Genomic DNA, 18,355 nt, shown 5'->3' on the forward strand with positions numbered 1-18,355 from the left:
AGAATATATCGCCTTATTATACCATATATTGCTAGCTAGTGCACAATTTTTTTCAGTGAATATGTTCTAAATATCCAATGTTGAGTAAACCGCATTTTCCTCGATAAACTCGCGACGGGGTTCAACCTTGTCTCCCATCAACATATCAAAGATTTTATCTGCCTCAGCAGCATCATCTACTGAAACTTGTGCCATAAGACGATTTTCAGGATTCATGGTTGTTTCCCAGAGCTGGTGATCGTCCATTTCTCCCAAACCTTTGTAACGCTGAATGGTTGGCTTGGAACGTCCTGTACTATGTCTTTCTAAGGCTGCCTGGAGTTCTTGTTCTTGATTGGCTCCTGGTTGGATGTATTCCTTAATCTCACTTCCGACCTTGACACCATAGATTGGTGGCTGGGCAATATAGACGTAACCCGCTTCGACAATCGGACGCATGTAACGGTAAAAGAGGGTCAAGAGAAGGGTTCGGATATGAGCTCCGTCGACATCGGCATCGGTCATGATGACCAATTTTTGGTAGCGTGCTTTCTCAACATCAAAATCTGCCCCAAAACCAGTCCCCATAGCTGTAAAGAGACTACGGATCTCTTCGTTGGCCAGGATTTTATCCATGCTGGCCTTTTCCACGTTCAAAATCTTACCACGGATAGGCAGAATGGCCTGGAACTCACGGTCACGACCGGATTTAGCCGAACCACCAGCCGAATCCCCTTCGACGATAAAGAGCTCTGTCTTAGTCGCGTCATTTGACGAACAATCAGCCAATTTACCAGGCAGGTTGGAAATCTCCAAACCTGACTTCTTACGGGTGACTTCACGCGCCCGCTTGGCAGCAATACGAGCCTTGCTGGCCAGAATGCCTTTTTCTACAATTCGACGGGCAATCTGTGGATTTTCCAAAAGAAACTCCGCAAAGGCGTCTGAGAAGAGACGGTTGGTGATTTTAACAACTTCGCTGTTGCCCAGCTTGGTCTTGGTCTGACCTTCAAACTGCGGTCCAGGGTGCTTGACAGAGATAACGGCGGTCAGACCCTCACGAACATCCTCACCAGTCAGATTGTCCTCATTTTCCTTGAGGATTTTATTTTTCTTAGCATAGTCATTGATAACACGAGTCAGGGCCGTACGGAAACCTTGCTCATGGGTACCGCCTTCATGGGTATGGATATTGTTGGCAAAGCTGACCACATTTTCATGGTAGCTGGTCGTGTACTGCATGGCCACTTCCACCGTAATATCATCCATCTCACCATCCGTATAAATCGGCGTTTCAAAGATAACATCCTTGTTTTCATTAAGGTACTCAACATAAGAAGCAATCCCACCTTCATAGTGGTACTCCTTGGTCTGCTCCTGCCCCTCACGCTTATCGCTGATGGTCAACTGCAAACCACGGTTGAGGAAGGCCAATTCCTGGATACGTTTATTGAGCTTAGCAAAGTCAAACTCGGTCGTTTCCGTGAAGATTTCTGGGTCTGGAATAAAGTGAACGGTAGTACCATTGCGGTCTGTCTCACCAATGACCTTCAAATCATCTACCACTTCACCACGACGGTATTCTTGATAATATACCTGACCATTTTTATAGACATGGACATCCAGCTGGGTAGACAGGGCATTGACGACCGATGAACCTACACCGTGCAAACCACCTGACACCTTGTAACCACCACCGCCAAATTTACCACCGGCGTGGAGAACGGTAAAGACTGTCTCAACGGCCGGACGACCTGTTTTTTCCTGAATATCAACCGGGATACCACGGCCATTGTCAACAACCGTAATCGAATTATCTGGCTCAATAAAGACTTCAATCTTGCTGGCAAAGCCTGCCAGTGCCTCGTCAATCGAGTTGTCGACGATTTCCCAAACCAGGTGGTGGAGGCCTTCTTTAGAAGTAGACCCGATATACATACCCGGACGCATGCGAACAGCCTCCAGTCCCTCTAGGACCTGAATTTGACTGGCATCATATTCCTGGGCTTTTTCTTGTAAATCTTTGATTTCTTCTGTCATGTTCATCCCTTATTTTTCTAGTTATACTTAATGAAAATCAATCTAGCCTAGCTTCAACTGTTTGGGGAACAGTTGAAGGCTGGAAATAGAGCGAACTTGTTCGCCTCAAAAACGCCGAAGGTAGAACTCTGTCGTTCTCTCGTTTCAAGGCGACAGGCTGAAAACCTCCCCCGGAGCTTTTCACTCACCAAGGCACTTGACGACGGATATTTTTGATTTTCGAAGAGTATTAAAACATTCTAACGAATACCCTTCATTATACCATATTTTAGCGCTAATTCCTACTAAAAGCAGACGTTTCACCTGAGAAGCAGACCCTAACTCTCACCCCAACAATCAAGACACAGAACCCAATAAAAAAGCCTCTAGACGGATGCTAAAGACTTCAATAGTTTATGCTATTCTTACAATTCTGTAATATCACCTGTGCGGAGATAGACCATCCACTCACAGATATTTTTCGCGTAATCCCCTACACGTTCCAGGTAGGTCAAGACTTGGAAGTAATCACGTCCAGCAATCAAAGCGTCCGGATTTTTCTTGATTTCTTCAGTGGTCAATTCCTGGATTGTCGCGTAGAAATTATTGATGATTTCATCACGAGCTGCCACTTCGTAGGCTGTTTCGATTTCTGATGCGTTCAAGTAGAGATCCAGAGCCGCTTCTACCAGATTACGGACTTCTTTACCCATCTTCTTGATTTCATCTTCAACAATCTGGATACGAACTTCACCCTTCATGCGGATAGTCGCCTTGGCGATAGAGACAGCATGGTCTCCCATACGCTCCAAGTCGCTGGTTGCCTTCAAGACAGTGATAACACGGCGCAAGTCTGTTGATACAGGCTGTTGCAAGGCAATGATTTCAAGTGACTTTTTCTCAAGTTTGACTTCAAACTCATTGATTTTGCTATCTGCCTCGATGACTTCCTTAGCCAATTCACGGTCATGAGTTGTAAAAGCACGGACTGCATTGTTGATTTGCGCCTGTACTTCGTTCCCCATGGCATAGAATTGATTATGCAATTTTCCTAATTCTTCTTCAAATTGTGCTCTTAACATATATATCTCTTTTCTATATCTAAATGAAGATTAACCGAATTTACCAGTAATATAGTCTTCGGTTTCCTTGTGAGCTGGATTCAAGAACATTTCCTTGGTTTTATTGTACTCAATCAAGTCGCCATCCAAGAAGAAACCAGTACGGTCTGAGATACGGGACGCCTGCTGCATAGAACGGGTAACCAGAACCATGGTGTACTTTTCTTTCAAGCCATAGAGCGTATCTTCAATCTTACCAGCCGAAATCGGGTCAAGTGCCGAGGTAGGTTCATCCATCAAAATAATCTTAGGACTGGTTGCCAATACACGGGCCACACAAACACGTTGCTGCTGACCACCTGACAAACCCAAGGCCGAGTCATGGAGACGATCCTTGACCTCATCCCAGATAGAAGCACCTTTGAGCGAACGTTCTACCGCCTCATCCAAGACGGCCTTATCCTTGATACCATTGATACGAAGACCATAGACAACATTCTCATAAATGGTCATTGGGAATGGGTTGGGTTGCTGAAAGACCATCCCGATTTCCTTGCGCAAGTCAACAGTATCTGTGCGTGGACTATAAATATTCTTGCCGTTGTAATCAATAGCTCCTGTCAAGGTTACTTCTGGGTTCAAATCGCCCATACGGTTGATAGACCGCAAAAGCGTTGATTTACCAGAACCTGAGGGACCAATCAAGGCTGTAATCTCATTCGGGTAGAAATCAATAGAGACGCTGTTCAAAGCCTTTTTCTTATTGTAGTAAACAGACAAATCTTTTACTTGTAAAATAGGTGTTGTCATGGTGTCTCCTTTCTATCCGAAGTGTCCTGAAACGTAGTCGCTGGTTGACTTGAGTTTGGCATTTTGGAAGACGTTTGATGTCTTATCATACTCAATCAAATCACCCAGGTAGAAGAAGGCTGTATAATCGCTGGCCCGGGCTGCTTGTTGCATGTTGTGAGTCACGATGATAATCGTATAATTCTTCTTGAGTTCAAACATGGTTTCTTCCAACTGCATCGTCGCAATTGGGTCCAGGGCTGAAGCTGGCTCATCCATAAGCAAAATCTGTGGTTTTACAGAGATAGCACGCGCAATACAGAGGCGTTGCTGCTGACCACCTGACAAGGTAAAGGCTGACTTGTGCAAATCGTCTTTGACCTGGTCCCAGAGGGCTGCTTGCTTGAGCGAGGTTTCCACGATTTCATCCAAGACTTGCTTGTTCTTGACACCTGCACGCTCATGGGCAAAGGTGATGTTTTTGTAGATGGACTTAGCAAATGGGTTGGGACGTTGGAAAACCATACCGATGTGCTTACGGATTTCGTAAACGTTCATGTTTGGCTTGTTAATGTCAATTCCTTCATAGAGGATTTGGCCGGTTACCTTGGCAATATCAATGGTATCATTCATCCGATTGAGACTGCGAAGGTAAGTCGATTTCCCACAACCTGACGGACCAATCAAGGCTGTGATTTTATTTTTCTCGAACTGCATATCAATGCCCTTGATAGCCTCATTTTTTCCGTAGTAAACATGGACATCCTTTGTCGAAAGGGCTATTTTTTCTTCTGGGAAGGTAATGATATGGCGTTCATTCCAGTTATATTCTGCCATTTTTTCTCCTTATAAGTCGACTGCTTATGCTGCAGAAGTCATTTTCGCATGAAGTTTCTTACCGATATAACGGGCAGAAAGGTTGAAAATCAAGATAAATACCAAGAGGATGGCTGCAGAACCTGCAGATACTTGTGTCGCATCAGGAATCGTTCCCTCACTGTTGACCTTCCAGATATGAACCGCTAGGGTTTCTGACTGACGGAAAATCGAAATCGGGCTGGTAACGCTGAGCGGGTTCCAGTTGGACCAATCAAGGGCCGGAGCTGATTGACCAGCGGTATAAATCAGAGCTGCTGCTTCACCGAAGATACGACCGGATGCAAGGACAATACCAGTAACAATACCTGGCAAAGCCTCAGGAATGACCACGTGGAGAACTGTTTCCCAGCGTGACAACCCAAGGGCCAAACCGGCCTCACGTTGTGTATGGTGAACGTGGCGCAGGCTATCCTCAACGTTACGGGTCATCTGTGGCAGGTTGAATACAGTCAGGGCCAAGGCACCTGAGATGATAGAGAAACCATATTCAAACTGGACAACGAAAATCAAGTAACCAAACAAACCAACGACTACCGATGGCAGAGAGGACAAGATTTCAATACAGGTACGGATAAAGTTGGTCAATGGACCTTTCTTAGCATATTCCGCTAGATAGATACCAGCACCAGTTGACAGAGGAACTGAAATCAAAAGCGTTACAACCAAGAGGAAGAAGGAATTGTAGAGTTGGATACCAACACCACCACCTGCTTTATAGGAAGATGACTTGCTGGTCAAGAAATGCCAGTCCACATGAGGCAACCCTCTTAGTAGGATAAAGAGGATAAGGGCTGTCAAAATAACGACGATAACTGTGGCGATAGAGTAAAGAATACCAGTCGCCAGTTTATCCATTTTCTTAGCGTGCATAGTTTTTCTTACCCTCTCTCGTAATAAATTTCATAATCATATTGAAGACCAAGCTCATCAAGAGCAAGACAAGGGCCAGTGACCAGAGGACGTTGTTCTGGACCGTTCCCATTACCGTGTTACCGATACCCATGGTCAAGACAGAGGTCAGGGTCGCAGCAGGTGTTGTCAAGGACGTTGGGATAACCGCTGAGTTACCCACCACCATCTGAATAGCCAAGGCCTCACCAAATGCACGGGCCATACCGAAGATAACAGCTGTGAAAATACCTGGTTTAGCTGCGTTCAGAATAACGCGCCAGATAGTCTGCCAACGCGTCGCACCCATGGCCAAACTTGCCTCACGGTAGTGACGAGGAACGGCCTTCAAGCTGTCCACTGTCATAAAGGTTACAGTTGGCAAAATCATGACGAAGAGTACGAATACACCTGACAAGATACCAAAACCTGTCCCGCCAAAGATGGAGCGGACAAAGGGTACCACTACCTGCAAACCGATGAAACCATAAACTACTGATGGAATACCGACCAGCAATTCGATAACTGGCTGGAGAACCTTAGCACCACGTTTTGGTGAAATCTCTGTCATAAAGACTGCTGCTCCGATAGCAATCGGCGTTGCAATCACTGCTGACAGGATGGTAACGATAAAGGAACCAGAAATCATTGGTAGGGCACCAAAAGTTTTGGATGCCGGTTCCCACTTGTCACCGAACAAGAAATCTACAATGCTAATGCCATCCACAAAGAAGGTCGAAAGTCCGCGTTGGGCCACGAAAATCAAAATCATGGCAACGATGAAGACAATCAAGCTCAAGCAAAGGAAGGTCAAAATTTGACCAAATTTCTCTAAACGAGAGTTCTTGGAAGGGGTTGACAATTCTTTTTCAAGTTGTTGATTTTTCATTTCTACTCCTTCTCTGTGACCACGCCATCAGCTGTCTTTTCAACCTTCATGGCATTCATCGAAATATAGCCCATGCTGACAACGATACCTTCTTGGACTTCTTCTGAATACATGTAGTCCAAGAATTCCTTGGTCAAACCTTCGGGCTCGCCCTTAGTGTACATATGCTCGTAAGCCCAGATTGGCCAGTCGTTGGTCGCTACATTTTCAGCCGTCGGTTCAAACCCGTTCAATTTAATGGTATGAATTGACTCATCTAGATAGGCAAAGGCCAAATAAGAAATCGCTCCTGGCGTTTGGGCTACAATGGACTTAACCATCCCGTTTGAATCCTGTTCCTGACTTTGAATGGCTTTTTCACCTTGCATGATGATGCCGTCAAAGGTCGCACGAGAACCCGAACTTGCTGCACGGTTGATAATGGAAATTGGAAGGTCTTTACCACCTAGCTCCTTCCAGTTGGTAATTTCACCAGTGAAGATTTTACGCAAGTCCTCTGTCGAGATGTCGTCTACTGTCACCTCTTCGTTGACAATGACCGCTAGACCTGCAACTGCTACTTGATGGTCCACCAGCTGGCTGGCATCAATCCCATCCTTCTCCTCAGCAAATACGTCTGAGTTACCAATTTGGACAGCTCCTGACTGAACCTGTGACAAACCAGTACCCGAACCACCACCTTGGACATTGACAGACTTACCGATGTTGACAGAGCCAAATTCATCCGCTGCCGCCTCAACCAAGGGTTGGAGGGCTGTCGACCCTACTGCTGTAATGGATTCTCCACGATCAATCCATGACGAGCAAGCAGAAAGGGCCAAACTAGAAACTAAAAATAAAGCTGCAATACCTAGCTTATGCTTTTTTTTCATGTCGTTTTTTCCTTTACATTTTTCAGTGGAATCTCCTCTATTTTATGTATTTTTTACATAGAATTTACAAGATTTTTCCACCATTCCACTATAACATATAACCGTACAAGTTGCAAAAATAATCTGCTTGCATCTCTTAAAAACGAAGGCCTTTGGGAAAGCTGTTTTTCAAGGTCCCATTGACAATTTTTGCAAATCCCAGACCATTGCCAGCAACCGCTACCTGATACCAACCATTAGGCAAATCCTTGGACACTTCAAGAGGCTGACCAGCCACATAGGCGGTGAAATCATCCAAGCCAATGTCCACTCGTTTTTTCACCTCATGGCTATGCAGGGCAAGACCAAGGGCAAAACTTGGCTCGAAACGTTTCTTCTTGAAAACGCCCAGATGAAGACCATTTCGGGCAATCTTAACCTTGGATAAGTCTGGCAGACCGGCAGGCAAGAGATAGAGATTGTCGCCAAAGACCTGCAGGAGACCGTCCAACTGAACCCGCAACTGCTGTTCCGCAAACTCCTTCCAGAGCTGGCTTTGTTCCCGGTTGAGATTGGACTTGCCAGACTTGACTTTCTTGCTTCTTCCCTGACCGACATAGCGGAACTTGGCCACAAATTGCCCTTCCCCCTTGAAATGGTGCGGATACATACGAGCCGTCTCAGGACAGCCAATGCCCTCCACCATTCCATTTATTTTAGGAATATCCACCAACTCTAGATGAAATTCTTTTACTAACCAGGCTACAATTTCTTCGTTTTCCTCAGGCGACCAGGTGCAGGTTGAATAAATCAGTTGTCCCTGGGGAGCCAGCATCTCTATTGCAGACTCCAAGATTTCTCTCTGTAGAGCCGCACATTGGGCCGGGTAGTCCGCAGACCAGTACTGAATGGCATCCGGATCCTTGCGGAACATGCCCTCACCTGAGCAGGGGGCATCCAGAACAATCATATCGAAATAGGAAGGGAAAACCTTTGCCAAACGGTCGGCTGATTCATTGGTCACGATAACATTTCTGGCAGCAAACCGTTCAATATTTTCAGCTAAAATCTTGGAACGCTTGGTCGATATTTCGTTACTGACCAAGAGGCCAGTATTATCCAAATAGGAAAGCAGGTGGGTCGACTTGCCTCCTGGGGCTGCCGCCAAGTCCAGGACTTTCATCCCTTTTGCAGGCGCAGCTACTTGACCGACAATCTGAGCGGCCGGTTCCTGGGAATAGACCAGACCTGTCACGTGCTCAGGGGATTTTCCTGAAACTTTGCCATAGTAAGACCAGGGCATGTCCGGAATGGCATCCACAAATTCCATCTGGGCCTCTTTAAGCGGATTGGTACGAAACCCTGAAACAGCTGGCTGGTCAAAACTCTCAAAAAATGCTTGGGCTTCTGGTCCAAGCAATTCACTATATTTATCAATAAAATCTTGTGGTAAATTCATGATGTCAGATACCTTTTTACTTCTTCAACATTGGCGTCGGCCACCAAGAGAACATACTCCCGTCCCTGGTAAAGTGGCTGGTCATTTTCCAAACTCAGGAGACTGAACCCAAGGGCCTGACCAAGTATGGCTGCTGCCGCATAATCCCAGGGGTAAATATAGGAAGCGTAGGCCAGAAGACGACCCTTCAAAACCTGTAAAAAGCCAATCCCAGCACTTCCTACCGATCGCGTCCCCAGGGTTTGCTGGGCCAAATCCCGCAAACCATAGGCATTTTCTGCATAAATCTTGGCATTGAGCCCCAGCAAACTGTAGGCAAAATCCTTCTTCTGGGGAGCAGGCAAGAGTTGGTCATTGAGCTTGACAGGGTAGTTAGCACCACCATGCAAAATCTCATCATTCATGAGATCGTAAATGACCGCAAAAATCCCTTTTCCTTCTTCAAAATAAGCCAGCATAATGGCAAAATCCGCCTTCTGCGCGATAAAATTCGTGGTCCCGTCAATAGGGTCGATGACCCAGACATGACCAGTATCAATGCTGGAAACATCGCCACCTTCTTCACCAAAGATATGGTCGTCAGAATAATGCGATAAAATAGCCTGACTGAGACGCTCCTGGATAGCCATATCCACATGGGTTACCAAGTCCTGGGGATTAGTCTTTGCAGTGATTTCCAACTGGTCGTCCAGATGTTCCAGGAGAAAGTCCCCGGCTTCCTTGACAATCGTCAGGGCAAACTGGTATTTAGCGTCCAAGTCTGACCACCCCCTTCTGCCTTTCTTTGGCAGCCTTGGCTACACGGTAGCTAGAGTAGCCAGAAACATCCTCAAAATCACGGTCAATTTGCTTTTCTTGGGCCTTACTGGGAACCACTTCCTTGAAGGCACGGTAGGCTGTCAAAACCTGTCCTGCATCAGCTCCCTTTTCATAGGCCAGCTCCACCTGATTCAAAAAAGAAAGCACGGAGGAAATCTCCTCTGTGCTCCACGAAAAATCAAGTGGATATGAATAATTTTTGTTCATATCAATTTATCCTATTTCTGCTCGCAATGTAGCATTTTTTAATTCTTGTTTACGGTATTTTCTAGGAAGGAAGGCACGGATTTCATCTTCGTTAAACCCAATCTGCATCCGCTTTTCATCCAAGATAATGGGACGACGCAAGAGACTCGGATGGGTTTCTATCAATTCAATCAATTGACCAATGGACAGGTCATCGACATCCACATTCAACTTTTGAAAAACCTTAGAACGTGTTGAAATGAGGTCATCCGTTCCATTTTCTGTCAAGGCTAAAATTTGCTTAAGCTCGACAGCAGTCAGCGGACTGGTCATAATATTGTGCTCAATAAAAGGGACTTCATGATTGGTCAACCATGTACGCGCCTTGCGACAACTAGTACAGCTTGGCGATAAAAACAAGGTAATCATCTGTTTCAGCTCCCTTCTACATTCCTAATCACTTATATTATATCGCAACTTTAGAACGTTTTCAAGGCTATTCCTGGATTTATTCCTCTTTCTTAATCAAAATGTCGATTTTTTTCTCCAGCTCCTGAATCTTCAGACCTTGTTCCTCGATTTTGGCAAGGAGAATATCCATCTTGGTCTCGCGCTCATTGTCGGTAAAAAAGCGGGTAATGGTCGAAGTCACCATACCGAAGGTGCAGATGCCAATCAACATCAGGAGGATGGCCATAATTTTTGAAATAGTATCCGTAGGAACAATATCCCCGTAACCAACCGTTGTCATGGTTACAATAGACCACCAGAGGGCATCAAAGAAGGACTTCTTCTCGATGATAGACAGGACCCCACTGGCCACTAGGACAGCTGATACATTGAGCATCAGAACCTTGGACAGGCTATTGGTGTGGAGGAGCTTATTGAGCGTGTCCCAGAAACGATTGGACAGGGCAAAAATGCGGGCAACCTTGACCAGGCGAAAAAGCCGCGCCAGCCGACCAATCTGCAGGAAACGAAAGACCGAATCGAAGGGAATAATGGCAATCAATTCCAAGATATGGTCCTGTATGTATTGCAGATTATCTTCTGCATAATATAGCTGAACGAAATAGTCCACTACAAAAATGAACCAGAGGCACCAATCCAAGGTCTGAAAGCCAGAATTATACACAAGGCTGGTATCCAGTAGTTCCAAGACAATCAAAAGAACGTAGGCCAGGGCCAGATAGGTCATGACCTTTTCATAAATAGGGTGTTGGACCCATTTTTTAATCATGCTGCCCCCAGTTGAGTGAATAGGCTTCATCACTCTTCATCTGCTCCATCAGAGCCTCAATGCCATCAAACTTAATCATGTCACGGATTTTTTCCAACCAGAAAATAGTCATACTTTCTCCGTAGATAAAGTCTTCAAAGTCAAAAATATGGGCCTCAATCCGCAGTTCAGTCCCATCAAAGGTGACATTTTTCCCTACGCTGGTCATGGCTCGGTAACGTCGGCCACCGACCTCTACATCTGCTACATAAACACCGTCCGACGGCAGATGAACTCTATCGTAAGGAGCCAGATTAGCGGTAGGATAACCAATAGTTCGACCTCTAGCATCCCCGTGAACAACCAGGCCTTGAGTCGTAAAGGGGTGGCCCAGCAATTGATTAGCAAGGGTGACATTCCCTTCTTTAATAGCTTGGCGAATGCGGGTGGAAGAAATTTTTTCACCGCCCATGGTCACTGCCTCCACAACCTCAACCCGACCATCAAACAGTTCTGCCAAAACCGTAACATCTGCTCTGCAATTGCCAAAATGATAGTCGAAACCTGCCACCAAGACCTGAGCCTTGAGCCCCTTGATGTAGCGTTCTACAAATTGCTCCGGCTGATTGCTGGCAAATTCACTGGTAAAGGGCGTCAAAAATAGCCGGTCTACACCATGGTCTGCCAAGAGCTGGTAGCGTTGCTCCGGGCTGGTTAAATGAAGGAGTAAGTCCGGCGAGAAGCGGGCAAAAGCCAGCTTGGGTGACTCAGGAAAGGTCAAAACCGTCACGGTCAACCCCTCTTGATCCGCTATTTTTCTGGCCCGCTGCAAGAGTGCCTGGTGGCCCAGGTGAATCCCATCAAAATAACCCAAAACCAGCACCGTAGGCTCCTGCTGGTTCAAATCCCTGTAATCATTTATCTCTATAATTTCCATAACAGTTTATTTTATCATATTTTTGGACGAAAACTAGGCAAAAACCTTGCTTGGTTTGTAGAGGTCGTCTCGTTTTTCAAAAACAGCAATCAACTTGTCCTCATATAAGCCAGCTACTCGGTCTGCACTGGCATCCAATTGGAGAAAACGGCCAAAGCCAGCATCTGCCACCTGCTCTTCATTCAAGGTCACAATCGGCAGATCACCAATGCCTTGCTCAATGGGGCGAAGGAAGGAGAAATCATCTCTAGCAACCAAGACCGCTATTTCCTCCAAGGTCAGGGCGTCATCCAGGCACATGCCTGCTGAACCAGTCCGCTCCAATTTGGACATGTGGCTGGCATAACCTAGCTTGGCACCCAGGTCCACAGACAGGGTCCGAACATAGGTTCCCTTGCCGCATTTGACACGGAACGTAAATCTGGCACAGCCGTCTGACAGCTGAATAGGGCTAGTGCGTTCAAAGCTGTAAATGTCCACCTGGCGTTGGGGACGCTCTACCTGCTCTCCTGCTCGTGCATATTCATAGAGTTTACGGCCATTGATCTTGACAGCTGAGTACATAGGCGGAATCTGGGTAATCCGACCGACAAAGCTAGCCATAGCCTCATCCACTGCCTGCTCTGCTATTTCCAAAACAGGCGTCGTCTCCAAAGTTTCCCCGGACGCATCTTCTGTCGTAGTCGAGTAGCCAATGGTAATCTCGCCCTCGTAGACCTTGCCCTCCTCCTGCATGAACTCAATCATGCGAGTAGCCTTGCCAACCGCAATGGGCAGAACACCTGTCACATCTGGGTCCAGGGTCCCGCCATGGCCAATTTTCTTTTCCTGTAGGATCTTGCGGAGCTTGAAAACCGCATCATGACTGGTCATGCCAGCCTCTTTTTTTAAATTGATAATTCCTGAAATCATAGATTTAATTATACCATAAAAGGACCGCTCTTGTGAGCAAGTCCTCGCTTACTTTCTAAGAAGCTGTATTTACAAGTAAATGTCATTTAGAAAATTTCCTTAGTTAAAGGTGTTGAACTGTAAATACAGGTTTATAAATTCCTGACTAGCCAATCATCCCTAGCAGATACTGCAAGAGGAGGGAGATGCAGGTAATGCTAATCCAGCAGCTGGCCCCTAGCAGAATGGCTCTTCCACCTGTCCTGAGCAGATGAAGCAGGTCTGTCTTGAGTCCAATCGCTGCCATGGCCATGGTGATGAAGAACTTAGACAAATCCTTGATGGGCGCAAAAATTGCTTGAGAATAGCCCAGACCAGTCCAAATCGTCGTAAAAAGACTGGCCCCAAGGAAAAAGAGGATAAAGGTCGGAAAGACCGTTTTGAGCGAGAAATCTGACTGGCTGGACCGAGCTTTTTTGGCTTGCAGAATGGCCAGAACAAGAGTAATCGGTATGATGGCCAGAGTTCGTGTCAATTTGACTGTTACACCTGTATCTAGGGTCTGACTTCCCAGCTGGTAAAGATTATCCCAGGTGCTTGCTGCCGCTGTGACAGAGGAGGTATCATTGATGGCAGTTCCTACAAACAAGCCAAATTCTTGACCCGATTGGGTGGAAAATCCCAGGATTTGTCCTAAACTGGGAAATAGCAGTGCTGCCAAGAGATTAAAGAAAAAAATCACCGAGATGGCTTGGGCAACCTCTTCATCCTTGGCCTTGATAACAGGCGCTGTCGCTGCAATGGCAGAACCCCCACAAATCGAAGAACCAACTCCGACCAGGATTGCAATCGGCGCTTCAATCGCAAAATACTTGTGCCCAAGATAGGCCACTAGCAGGGCTGTTGAAATTGTCGCAAGGATAATAGGCAAGGACTGCTTGCCAGTCTCCCAGATGACACCCAGATTGAGACCAAACCCTAGTAGAATAACCGCATATTGCAATATTTTTTTAGATGTAAAGGCCAATCCAGCATCCAAAACATAGCTATCCTTGATAAAAAATGCTAAGACCAGTCCTATTATCAAGGCAAAGACTGCTCCACCAACCAGCGGAAATTGACTTCCCAGCCACTGACTGGCCAAGGCAATAATGACACAAACACCGATACCAGCTGCTTTTCTCCTAAATTCCATCCTAACCTCCCCCAAAGGAAACTTTTCAAACATTATACTCTTTTTCTGTAAAAAATGCCTGGGAGGGATGATAAACACCTCAGGCCCATTAGAAAAGACCCGCACAAGCAGGTCTTGAATTTTAGGGGGCAGTTAATCTAGATCGGTGACTTGGTAATCACCCTCAATATAGAAAGTCGATGTCAGGCTTTCCTGCCCTTCGTTGACAAGGATTTCCACACAGTTGCTGTCAACCAAGACCAGCAGGTCTGTCGCTTGAACAGTAACTGCTCGGCGAACCGTTGGCCACTCTTCTTCACCAGACTGCTGGATTTTGAGGTGACTACGGTCAATATAGACTTCTTGGCTTTCTTTATCGTAACCAAATTGCAGGTAATCTTGGTCACTTCCAAGTTTTAGTTCCAAACTGTCTTCCAGTCTAATAGAGAGCTTGCTTGGACCTTGGATACTTTGTCCAATTTCAATATCCTTGAAGGCTTCCAAGACACTTGTTGGCAGAACTTGGTGCAATCCGTTTTCAGTCTTCTTGAGAATGCGTGGTAGGGTCATTTGACCAAACCATTGGTGTCCAAGGTCATTGGTCACCAACTTGCGACCCCAAGTGTGCATCCAGGCTACCATGATCCTTTCGCCTTCTGGACCTTGGGTAGTCTGAGCTGCGTAGAAGTCATGTCCGTGGTCAATTTCTTTGAAGGATTCTGCCACAAAGACCTTCTTATCCCAGTCCACATGACCTGTCACAAAGATGTTGGAATTGATATTGATAAAGTCATTCCCGTCTTTTTGGTAACGCATGGGAGAGATAATCAGGTACTCTTGACCGTCCACTTCAAAGTAGTCAGGACATTCCCAGACAAAGCCTTGGTTGGCCTCACCTTTCAAGAAGATAGACTCAAATTTCCAATCCGTCAGGTTAGGAGAGCTGAGTAAGACGATACAGCCGACATTGTCCTTATGCTTGGTTGCGACAACAGAGTAGTAGTGACCATCTTTCTCAAAAATCTTCGGATCGCGGAAGTCATTGGCAATGACTTCTTCTGGCAGTCCATCTGCTGTTGCGACTGGATTCTGCTCGATTTTTTCAAAGTGAATACCGTCAGTTGAGAAGGCCATGTTCTGAACTTGGCTAACTGTACCGTCTTCATTGACGATATGACCGGTATACATGAGCCAGAGGACATCATCTTTGACAATGGCAGAGCCCGAGAAACAGCCGTCTTTATCGTAAGCTTTATCAGGAGCTAGGGCAACTGGAAGCTGTTCCCAGTTGACCAAGTCCTTACTTTTCGCATGACCCCAGTGCATCGGTCCCCAAACACTTTCGTAAGGGTTGAATTGGTAGAAGAGATGGTACTCTCCACGGAAGTAGATAAATCCATTTGGGTCGTTCATCCAGCCGGTTTCTGGTGTTAAGTGGGCTTGCGGTTTGAAAATCGGATTGACCTTTCCTTTTTCTGTCTGAATAAATTGATTGGCTTCTACTACTGTTTTCACAGGCAGCCTCCTTTTGATTACTGATTTTCTTTGTACTGATCGTAATATTTTTGCTTGATAGCTAACCAGTCAGAAAGACCATAGCTTTCCAACTCTTTCAAGTAGCTATCCCACTCTTCTTCGATACCACCGTTGACAATCCATTCTGCACGTTTACGGTAGATAAAGTCGTTCATATCTACTTCAACTTGAGCAATCTTGTCCAAATCTTCTTGTTCCATGAAGACACGAGGGTAGATGTCATCGTTGGTCACATAGTCAAGATAGGTTTCGTGCATCAAATCCAAACGCCATCTGGCATCGTCTGGCATTGTTGTCACAGTTCCGTAGTACTCATCAAGAATAGCAAGCGGTCCACCAACTTCTGTCTTCTGACGCAATTCGCCTGGAGCTGTACCGTTCAACGGCAAGTGTGTCAAGCTATCTGTAGCTTCATCGTATTCGAAGATGTTTTGTTGGGTTTCATCACCATAGGTACCCCAGTTGTTTTGAACAGACTGGATTGGTTTGTATTGGGCATCGATCCACTTGGCTGTCAATTCCAAGTTTTTTGAAACGTTTCATTTTTCTTGCAAAAATAAAACCAACTGTTTATTGATGATTTTATTCTAACATTGTAACCGTTTTCTGTCAACTGCTTTTTAAAAATTTTTTGTCGTTTTTCCTTCTAGGTAAGAAATTGGTAATGTAACTTGGAGAGAGCGCTCCCTTTTCTCAATAATGTCGACTAAACAGGCAACTGCTTCTTGGGCCATAGCCTCCAATGGCTGACGAATGGTAGAAAGTTCTAAAGAACGTTCACTTGCCAACTGAATACCGTCATAGCCAATCACCTGCACATCTTCTGGAACCCGTCGTCCCAGTTTTTCTAAAACAGCAAGAGTATCTAGGGCTGTAAAATCATTGATGGTAAAAATGGCGTCAACCTGTGGATTGTTAACCAAAAATTCTTCGACTTGGCCACCAAAATCATCATAAGGCTCTTCCAAGTCCAAGACCTGACAAGGAAAACCTGCTTCTAAAATCCGCTTTTCAAAATATAAGCGGCGCTTCTTGGTTTCATTGATGGTTTTATTGTGCCCACCGATAAAGGCAAAATGGCTACCACCTTTTTCAATCAAGGTGTCCGCTGCTAGTTCTGCACCAGCTTGGTTGTCCGAGCTGACACAGGCTATTTCCTTGTTTTCATAGGTGCGGTCGATACTCACAAAAGGAATATTAGATGATAGGTAATCGTCAATGGGACTATAGGTGATGGCGATAATGCCGTCCACCTTATTTTGTTGCAACATAGTCAGATAATCCAGTTCCCTTTTTGGACCAGAAATATTGCAAAGGAGCAATTTGTAATTTTTCTTACTCAGCTCCACTTCGACATGATAGGCAAATTCTCCAAAAAAGGGATGCCAAACAGTCGGAATAATCAAGGCAATGGTTTCGGTCTTGTTCTTCTTCATACCACGGGCATAGACATCCGGAATGTAATTCAATTCCTGAATGGCAGCATTGACTTTTTCAAGCGTACTTTCCTTAATACCTGGCTCATTGTTGATAACTCTTGATACAGTCCCAACGCTTACACCAGCAACCCGCGCAACATCTTTCATGGTGATTGATTTTTGCTCTTCCATGGTTTACCCCTTTCTTTTGAAACGTTTCAATATTTAATACTAGGATATCATTGATAGCGTTTTCTGTCAAGAAAAAATAAAATAGACCAGCTGAGCCAGTCCATTGAGCTGACAAAGTCTAATTATTTCTTTTTCTTTCTTTTCAAATAATCAAATAAATCCAACAAACAATAAGGAATAAGATAAACAAAATAAGCTAGAAAGAACAATCTTGAATCAAGATTGCTAAAATACAAAACAACCAAAACTAGAAGAGATAATACTAAATAGAAATTCTTATTTTTAAATAGTTTGCTCATTGTTATTTACCCCTAAAGGCCGTGAAATGTTTATAGCCTTTTGTTTTAAATAGAGCCGTCCATTCCTTACGATTTATACATCTTCTTCATCGGGTGCTTGGCAATGACTTCTGGGTGATTGTCCAGTGCTGCCTGGCCTTTTTCGGTCAAGGCGTAGCCACGAACCTTGAAGTAAGGTGCCAATTGCTCCTCCTTCAAATGGTCTTTGAGGGCTTGATCAACTTCTGCCGCCTTCATTTTCGACAAACCGGTCACACCTTCTGCCTTAAGAATATTTTTCTTGGCCGTTGAAGTAATGTGATCCAGCGACTCAAATGCTGTTTCGACGCGGGCATAGCCATCCGCAATCAGTTGTTCCATATGGGCAGGACCGTCAATCCCATAGCTGTACTCAAAATACTTGGAATAGGGCGTCGTCGTTTCAAAAGAACCTAGACTAATGCGCCAGAGCAAGATAATATCGCCCGGCAAAATTCCCTCTTCCAGACGGACCATATTGCGCTTGGGAACCGGCTTGGGTTCTAGCAACCATTGACCCAAATCGCGTTCATGAGAAATATAAGGCTTGACCTCATGGTCTTTATACATTTCCTCAATGCGTTTCTCAAATGACATGTTCTCTTCCTCACCAAACTTAAACTTCTCCTCAATTATAGCCTATTTATGGGCATAGGACAAGAAGAACTGCAGACTGTTAGGCACCAACCATAATCTGCCAGCAGATACCAAATTGGTCCTCAAGGTTGGCATAGGCAGGAGCCCAAGGTGTTTCCTGGTATTCAGCAATAATCTTCCGTGCATCCCGGCTCAATTTCTCGTAAATACGTCTAGCATTATCCGCCGTATCCACCACAATAGAGGCCGAAAAAT

The 18,355-nt window shown here is 45.3% G+C and carries 19 protein-coding genes and 1 pseudogene; all 20 read right to left on the reverse strand.

Annotated elements, in window-relative coordinates:
* Window positions 1-66: 66 nt before the first annotated feature.
* Window positions 67-2,019, reverse strand: coding sequence for a DNA topoisomerase (ATP-hydrolyzing) subunit B (gene gyrB, locus ACHBGV_RS00920; RefSeq protein WP_105110973.1), 1,953 nt, complete (start codon window positions 2,017-2,019; stop codon window positions 67-69).
* Between the two features lie 404 nt (window positions 2,020-2,423).
* Window positions 2,424-3,080: a phosphate signaling complex protein PhoU gene (gene phoU, locus ACHBGV_RS00925; RefSeq protein ID WP_105137174.1), complete on the reverse strand. Its 657-nt coding sequence runs from the start codon at window positions 3,078-3,080 to the stop codon at window positions 2,424-2,426.
* Between the two features lie 30 nt (window positions 3,081-3,110).
* Window positions 3,111-3,869 (reverse strand): phosphate ABC transporter ATP-binding protein PstB, encoded by a 759-nt coding sequence (gene pstB, locus ACHBGV_RS00930; RefSeq protein WP_105110975.1) that lies wholly within the window; start codon window positions 3,867-3,869, stop codon window positions 3,111-3,113.
* 12 nt (window positions 3,870-3,881) lie between these two features.
* Window positions 3,882-4,685, reverse strand: a complete 804-nt coding sequence (pstB, locus tag ACHBGV_RS00935; RefSeq protein ID WP_172010042.1) for a phosphate ABC transporter ATP-binding protein PstB — start codon at window positions 4,683-4,685, stop codon at window positions 3,882-3,884.
* A gap of 24 nt (window positions 4,686-4,709) precedes the next feature.
* A complete protein-coding gene (gene pstA, locus ACHBGV_RS00940; RefSeq protein ID WP_105123236.1) occupies window positions 4,710-5,597 on the reverse strand; it encodes a phosphate ABC transporter permease PstA in 888 nt (295 codons plus the stop codon).
* Entirely contained in the window at window positions 5,587-6,504 is a 918-nt protein-coding gene (gene pstC / locus ACHBGV_RS00945; RefSeq protein WP_105110978.1) for a phosphate ABC transporter permease subunit PstC, read from the reverse strand. The genes pstA and pstC overlap by 11 nt, the downstream gene beginning before the upstream one ends.
* Window positions 6,505-6,506: 2 nt before the next feature.
* Window positions 6,507-7,376, reverse strand: a complete 870-nt coding sequence (locus tag ACHBGV_RS00950) for a phosphate ABC transporter substrate-binding protein PstS family protein (RefSeq protein WP_105110979.1) — start codon at window positions 7,374-7,376, stop codon at window positions 6,507-6,509.
* A 136-nt stretch (window positions 7,377-7,512) separates the two neighbouring features.
* On the reverse strand, window positions 7,513-8,814 hold the full coding sequence (locus ACHBGV_RS00955) for an RsmF rRNA methyltransferase first C-terminal domain-containing protein (protein ID WP_394735448.1): 1,302 nt from the start codon (window positions 8,812-8,814) through the stop codon (window positions 7,513-7,515).
* Complete coding sequence (locus tag ACHBGV_RS00960) at window positions 8,811-9,572, reverse strand: inositol monophosphatase family protein (RefSeq protein ID WP_172062062.1); 762 nt, start codon at window positions 9,570-9,572, stop codon at window positions 8,811-8,813. The genes ACHBGV_RS00955 and ACHBGV_RS00960 overlap by 4 nt, the downstream gene beginning before the upstream one ends.
* Window positions 9,562-9,840: a UPF0223 family protein gene (locus tag ACHBGV_RS00965; protein ID WP_394735449.1), complete on the reverse strand. Its 279-nt coding sequence runs from the start codon at window positions 9,838-9,840 to the stop codon at window positions 9,562-9,564. The genes ACHBGV_RS00960 and ACHBGV_RS00965 overlap by 11 nt, the downstream gene beginning before the upstream one ends.
* Window positions 9,841-9,846: 6 nt before the next feature.
* Window positions 9,847-10,248 carry a Spx/MgsR family RNA polymerase-binding regulatory protein gene (locus tag ACHBGV_RS00970; RefSeq protein ID WP_105123231.1) on the reverse strand — a complete coding sequence of 134 codons (402 nt, stop codon included), beginning with the start codon at window positions 10,246-10,248 and terminating at the stop codon, window positions 9,847-9,849.
* A 79-nt stretch (window positions 10,249-10,327) separates the two neighbouring features.
* A complete protein-coding gene (locus tag ACHBGV_RS00975) occupies window positions 10,328-11,059 on the reverse strand; it encodes a potassium channel family protein (RefSeq protein ID WP_105110984.1) in 732 nt (243 codons plus the stop codon).
* The gene (locus tag ACHBGV_RS00980; protein WP_394735450.1) at window positions 11,052-11,975 is read right to left on the reverse strand and encodes a bifunctional riboflavin kinase/FAD synthetase; all 924 of its coding nucleotides are present in this window, start codon (window positions 11,973-11,975) and stop codon (window positions 11,052-11,054) included. The genes ACHBGV_RS00975 and ACHBGV_RS00980 overlap by 8 nt, the downstream gene beginning before the upstream one ends.
* 33 nt (window positions 11,976-12,008) lie before the next feature.
* On the reverse strand, window positions 12,009-12,884 hold the full coding sequence (truB, locus tag ACHBGV_RS00985; RefSeq protein WP_394719006.1) for a tRNA pseudouridine(55) synthase TruB: 876 nt from the start codon (window positions 12,882-12,884) through the stop codon (window positions 12,009-12,011).
* A gap of 148 nt (window positions 12,885-13,032) precedes the next feature.
* Window positions 13,033-14,061, reverse strand: a complete 1,029-nt coding sequence (locus ACHBGV_RS00990) for a YeiH family protein (RefSeq protein ID WP_394735451.1) — start codon at window positions 14,059-14,061, stop codon at window positions 13,033-13,035.
* Between the two features lie 132 nt (window positions 14,062-14,193).
* Window positions 14,194-15,555 (reverse strand): glycoside hydrolase family 32 protein, encoded by a 1,362-nt coding sequence (locus ACHBGV_RS00995; RefSeq protein ID WP_394735452.1) that lies wholly within the window; start codon window positions 15,553-15,555, stop codon window positions 14,194-14,196.
* A gap of 17 nt (window positions 15,556-15,572) precedes the next feature.
* Window positions 15,573-16,115: pseudogene (locus ACHBGV_RS01000) on the reverse strand (ABC transporter substrate-binding protein); the annotation flags it as partial.
* A gap of 81 nt (window positions 16,116-16,196) precedes the next feature.
* Window positions 16,197-17,186: a LacI family DNA-binding transcriptional regulator gene (locus ACHBGV_RS01005; RefSeq protein ID WP_394735453.1), complete on the reverse strand. Its 990-nt coding sequence runs from the start codon at window positions 17,184-17,186 to the stop codon at window positions 16,197-16,199.
* A gap of 365 nt (window positions 17,187-17,551) precedes the next feature.
* Window positions 17,552-18,100, reverse strand: coding sequence for a hypothetical protein (locus tag ACHBGV_RS01010; RefSeq protein WP_394735454.1), 549 nt, complete (start codon window positions 18,098-18,100; stop codon window positions 17,552-17,554).
* A gap of 79 nt (window positions 18,101-18,179) precedes the next feature.
* Window positions 18,180-18,335, reverse strand: coding sequence for a hypothetical protein (locus tag ACHBGV_RS01015; protein ID WP_394735455.1), 156 nt, complete (start codon window positions 18,333-18,335; stop codon window positions 18,180-18,182).
* Between the last annotated feature and the right edge of the window lie 20 nt (window positions 18,336-18,355).

The sequence above is a fragment of the Streptococcus sp. A34 genome, from assembly GCF_043674115.1.
Classification (GTDB): Bacteria; Bacillota; Bacilli; order Lactobacillales; family Streptococcaceae; genus Streptococcus; species Streptococcus suis_V.

Bases quoted from the DNA above. Each gene is read 5' to 3' on its own strand.
- pstA (WP_105123236.1), bottom strand. From the start codon at position 5,597: ATGCACGCTAAGAAAATGGATAAACTGGCGACTGGTATTCTTTACTCT.
- ACHBGV_RS00980 (WP_394735450.1), bottom strand. From the start codon at position 11,975: ATGGAAATTATAGAGATAAATGATTACAGGGATTTGAACCAGCAGGAG.
- ACHBGV_RS00955 (WP_394735448.1), bottom strand. From the start codon at position 8,814: ATGAATTTACCACAAGATTTTATTGATAAATATAGTGAATTGCTTGGA.
- ACHBGV_RS00990 (WP_394735451.1), bottom strand. From the start codon at position 14,061: ATGGAATTTAGGAGAAAAGCAGCTGGTATCGGTGTTTGTGTCATTATT.
- ACHBGV_RS00970 (WP_105123231.1), bottom strand. From the start codon at position 10,248: ATGATTACCTTGTTTTTATCGCCAAGCTGTACTAGTTGTCGCAAGGCG.
- pstB (WP_105110975.1), bottom strand. From the start codon at position 3,869: ATGACAACACCTATTTTACAAGTAAAAGATTTGTCTGTTTACTACAAT.
- pstC (WP_105110978.1), bottom strand. From the start codon at position 6,504: ATGAAAAATCAACAACTTGAAAAAGAATTGTCAACCCCTTCCAAGAAC.
- ACHBGV_RS01010 (WP_394735454.1), bottom strand. From the start codon at position 18,100: ATGTCATTTGAGAAACGCATTGAGGAAATGTATAAAGACCATGAGGTC.
- gyrB (WP_105110973.1), bottom strand. From the start codon at position 2,019: ATGACAGAAGAAATCAAAGATTTACAAGAAAAAGCCCAGGAATATGAT.
- ACHBGV_RS01005 (WP_394735453.1), bottom strand. From the start codon at position 17,186: ATGGAAGAGCAAAAATCAATCACCATGAAAGATGTTGCGCGGGTTGCT.
- ACHBGV_RS00975 (WP_105110984.1), bottom strand. From the start codon at position 11,059: ATGATTAAAAAATGGGTCCAACACCCTATTTATGAAAAGGTCATGACC.
- pstB (WP_172010042.1), bottom strand. From the start codon at position 4,685: ATGGCAGAATATAACTGGAATGAACGCCATATCATTACCTTCCCAGAA.
- ACHBGV_RS00965 (WP_394735449.1), bottom strand. From the start codon at position 9,840: ATGAACAAAAATTATTCATATCCACTTGATTTTTCGTGGAGCACAGAG.
- ACHBGV_RS00950 (WP_105110979.1), bottom strand. From the start codon at position 7,376: ATGAAAAAAAAGCATAAGCTAGGTATTGCAGCTTTATTTTTAGTTTCT.
- phoU (WP_105137174.1), bottom strand. From the start codon at position 3,080: ATGTTAAGAGCACAATTTGAAGAAGAATTAGGAAAATTGCATAATCAA.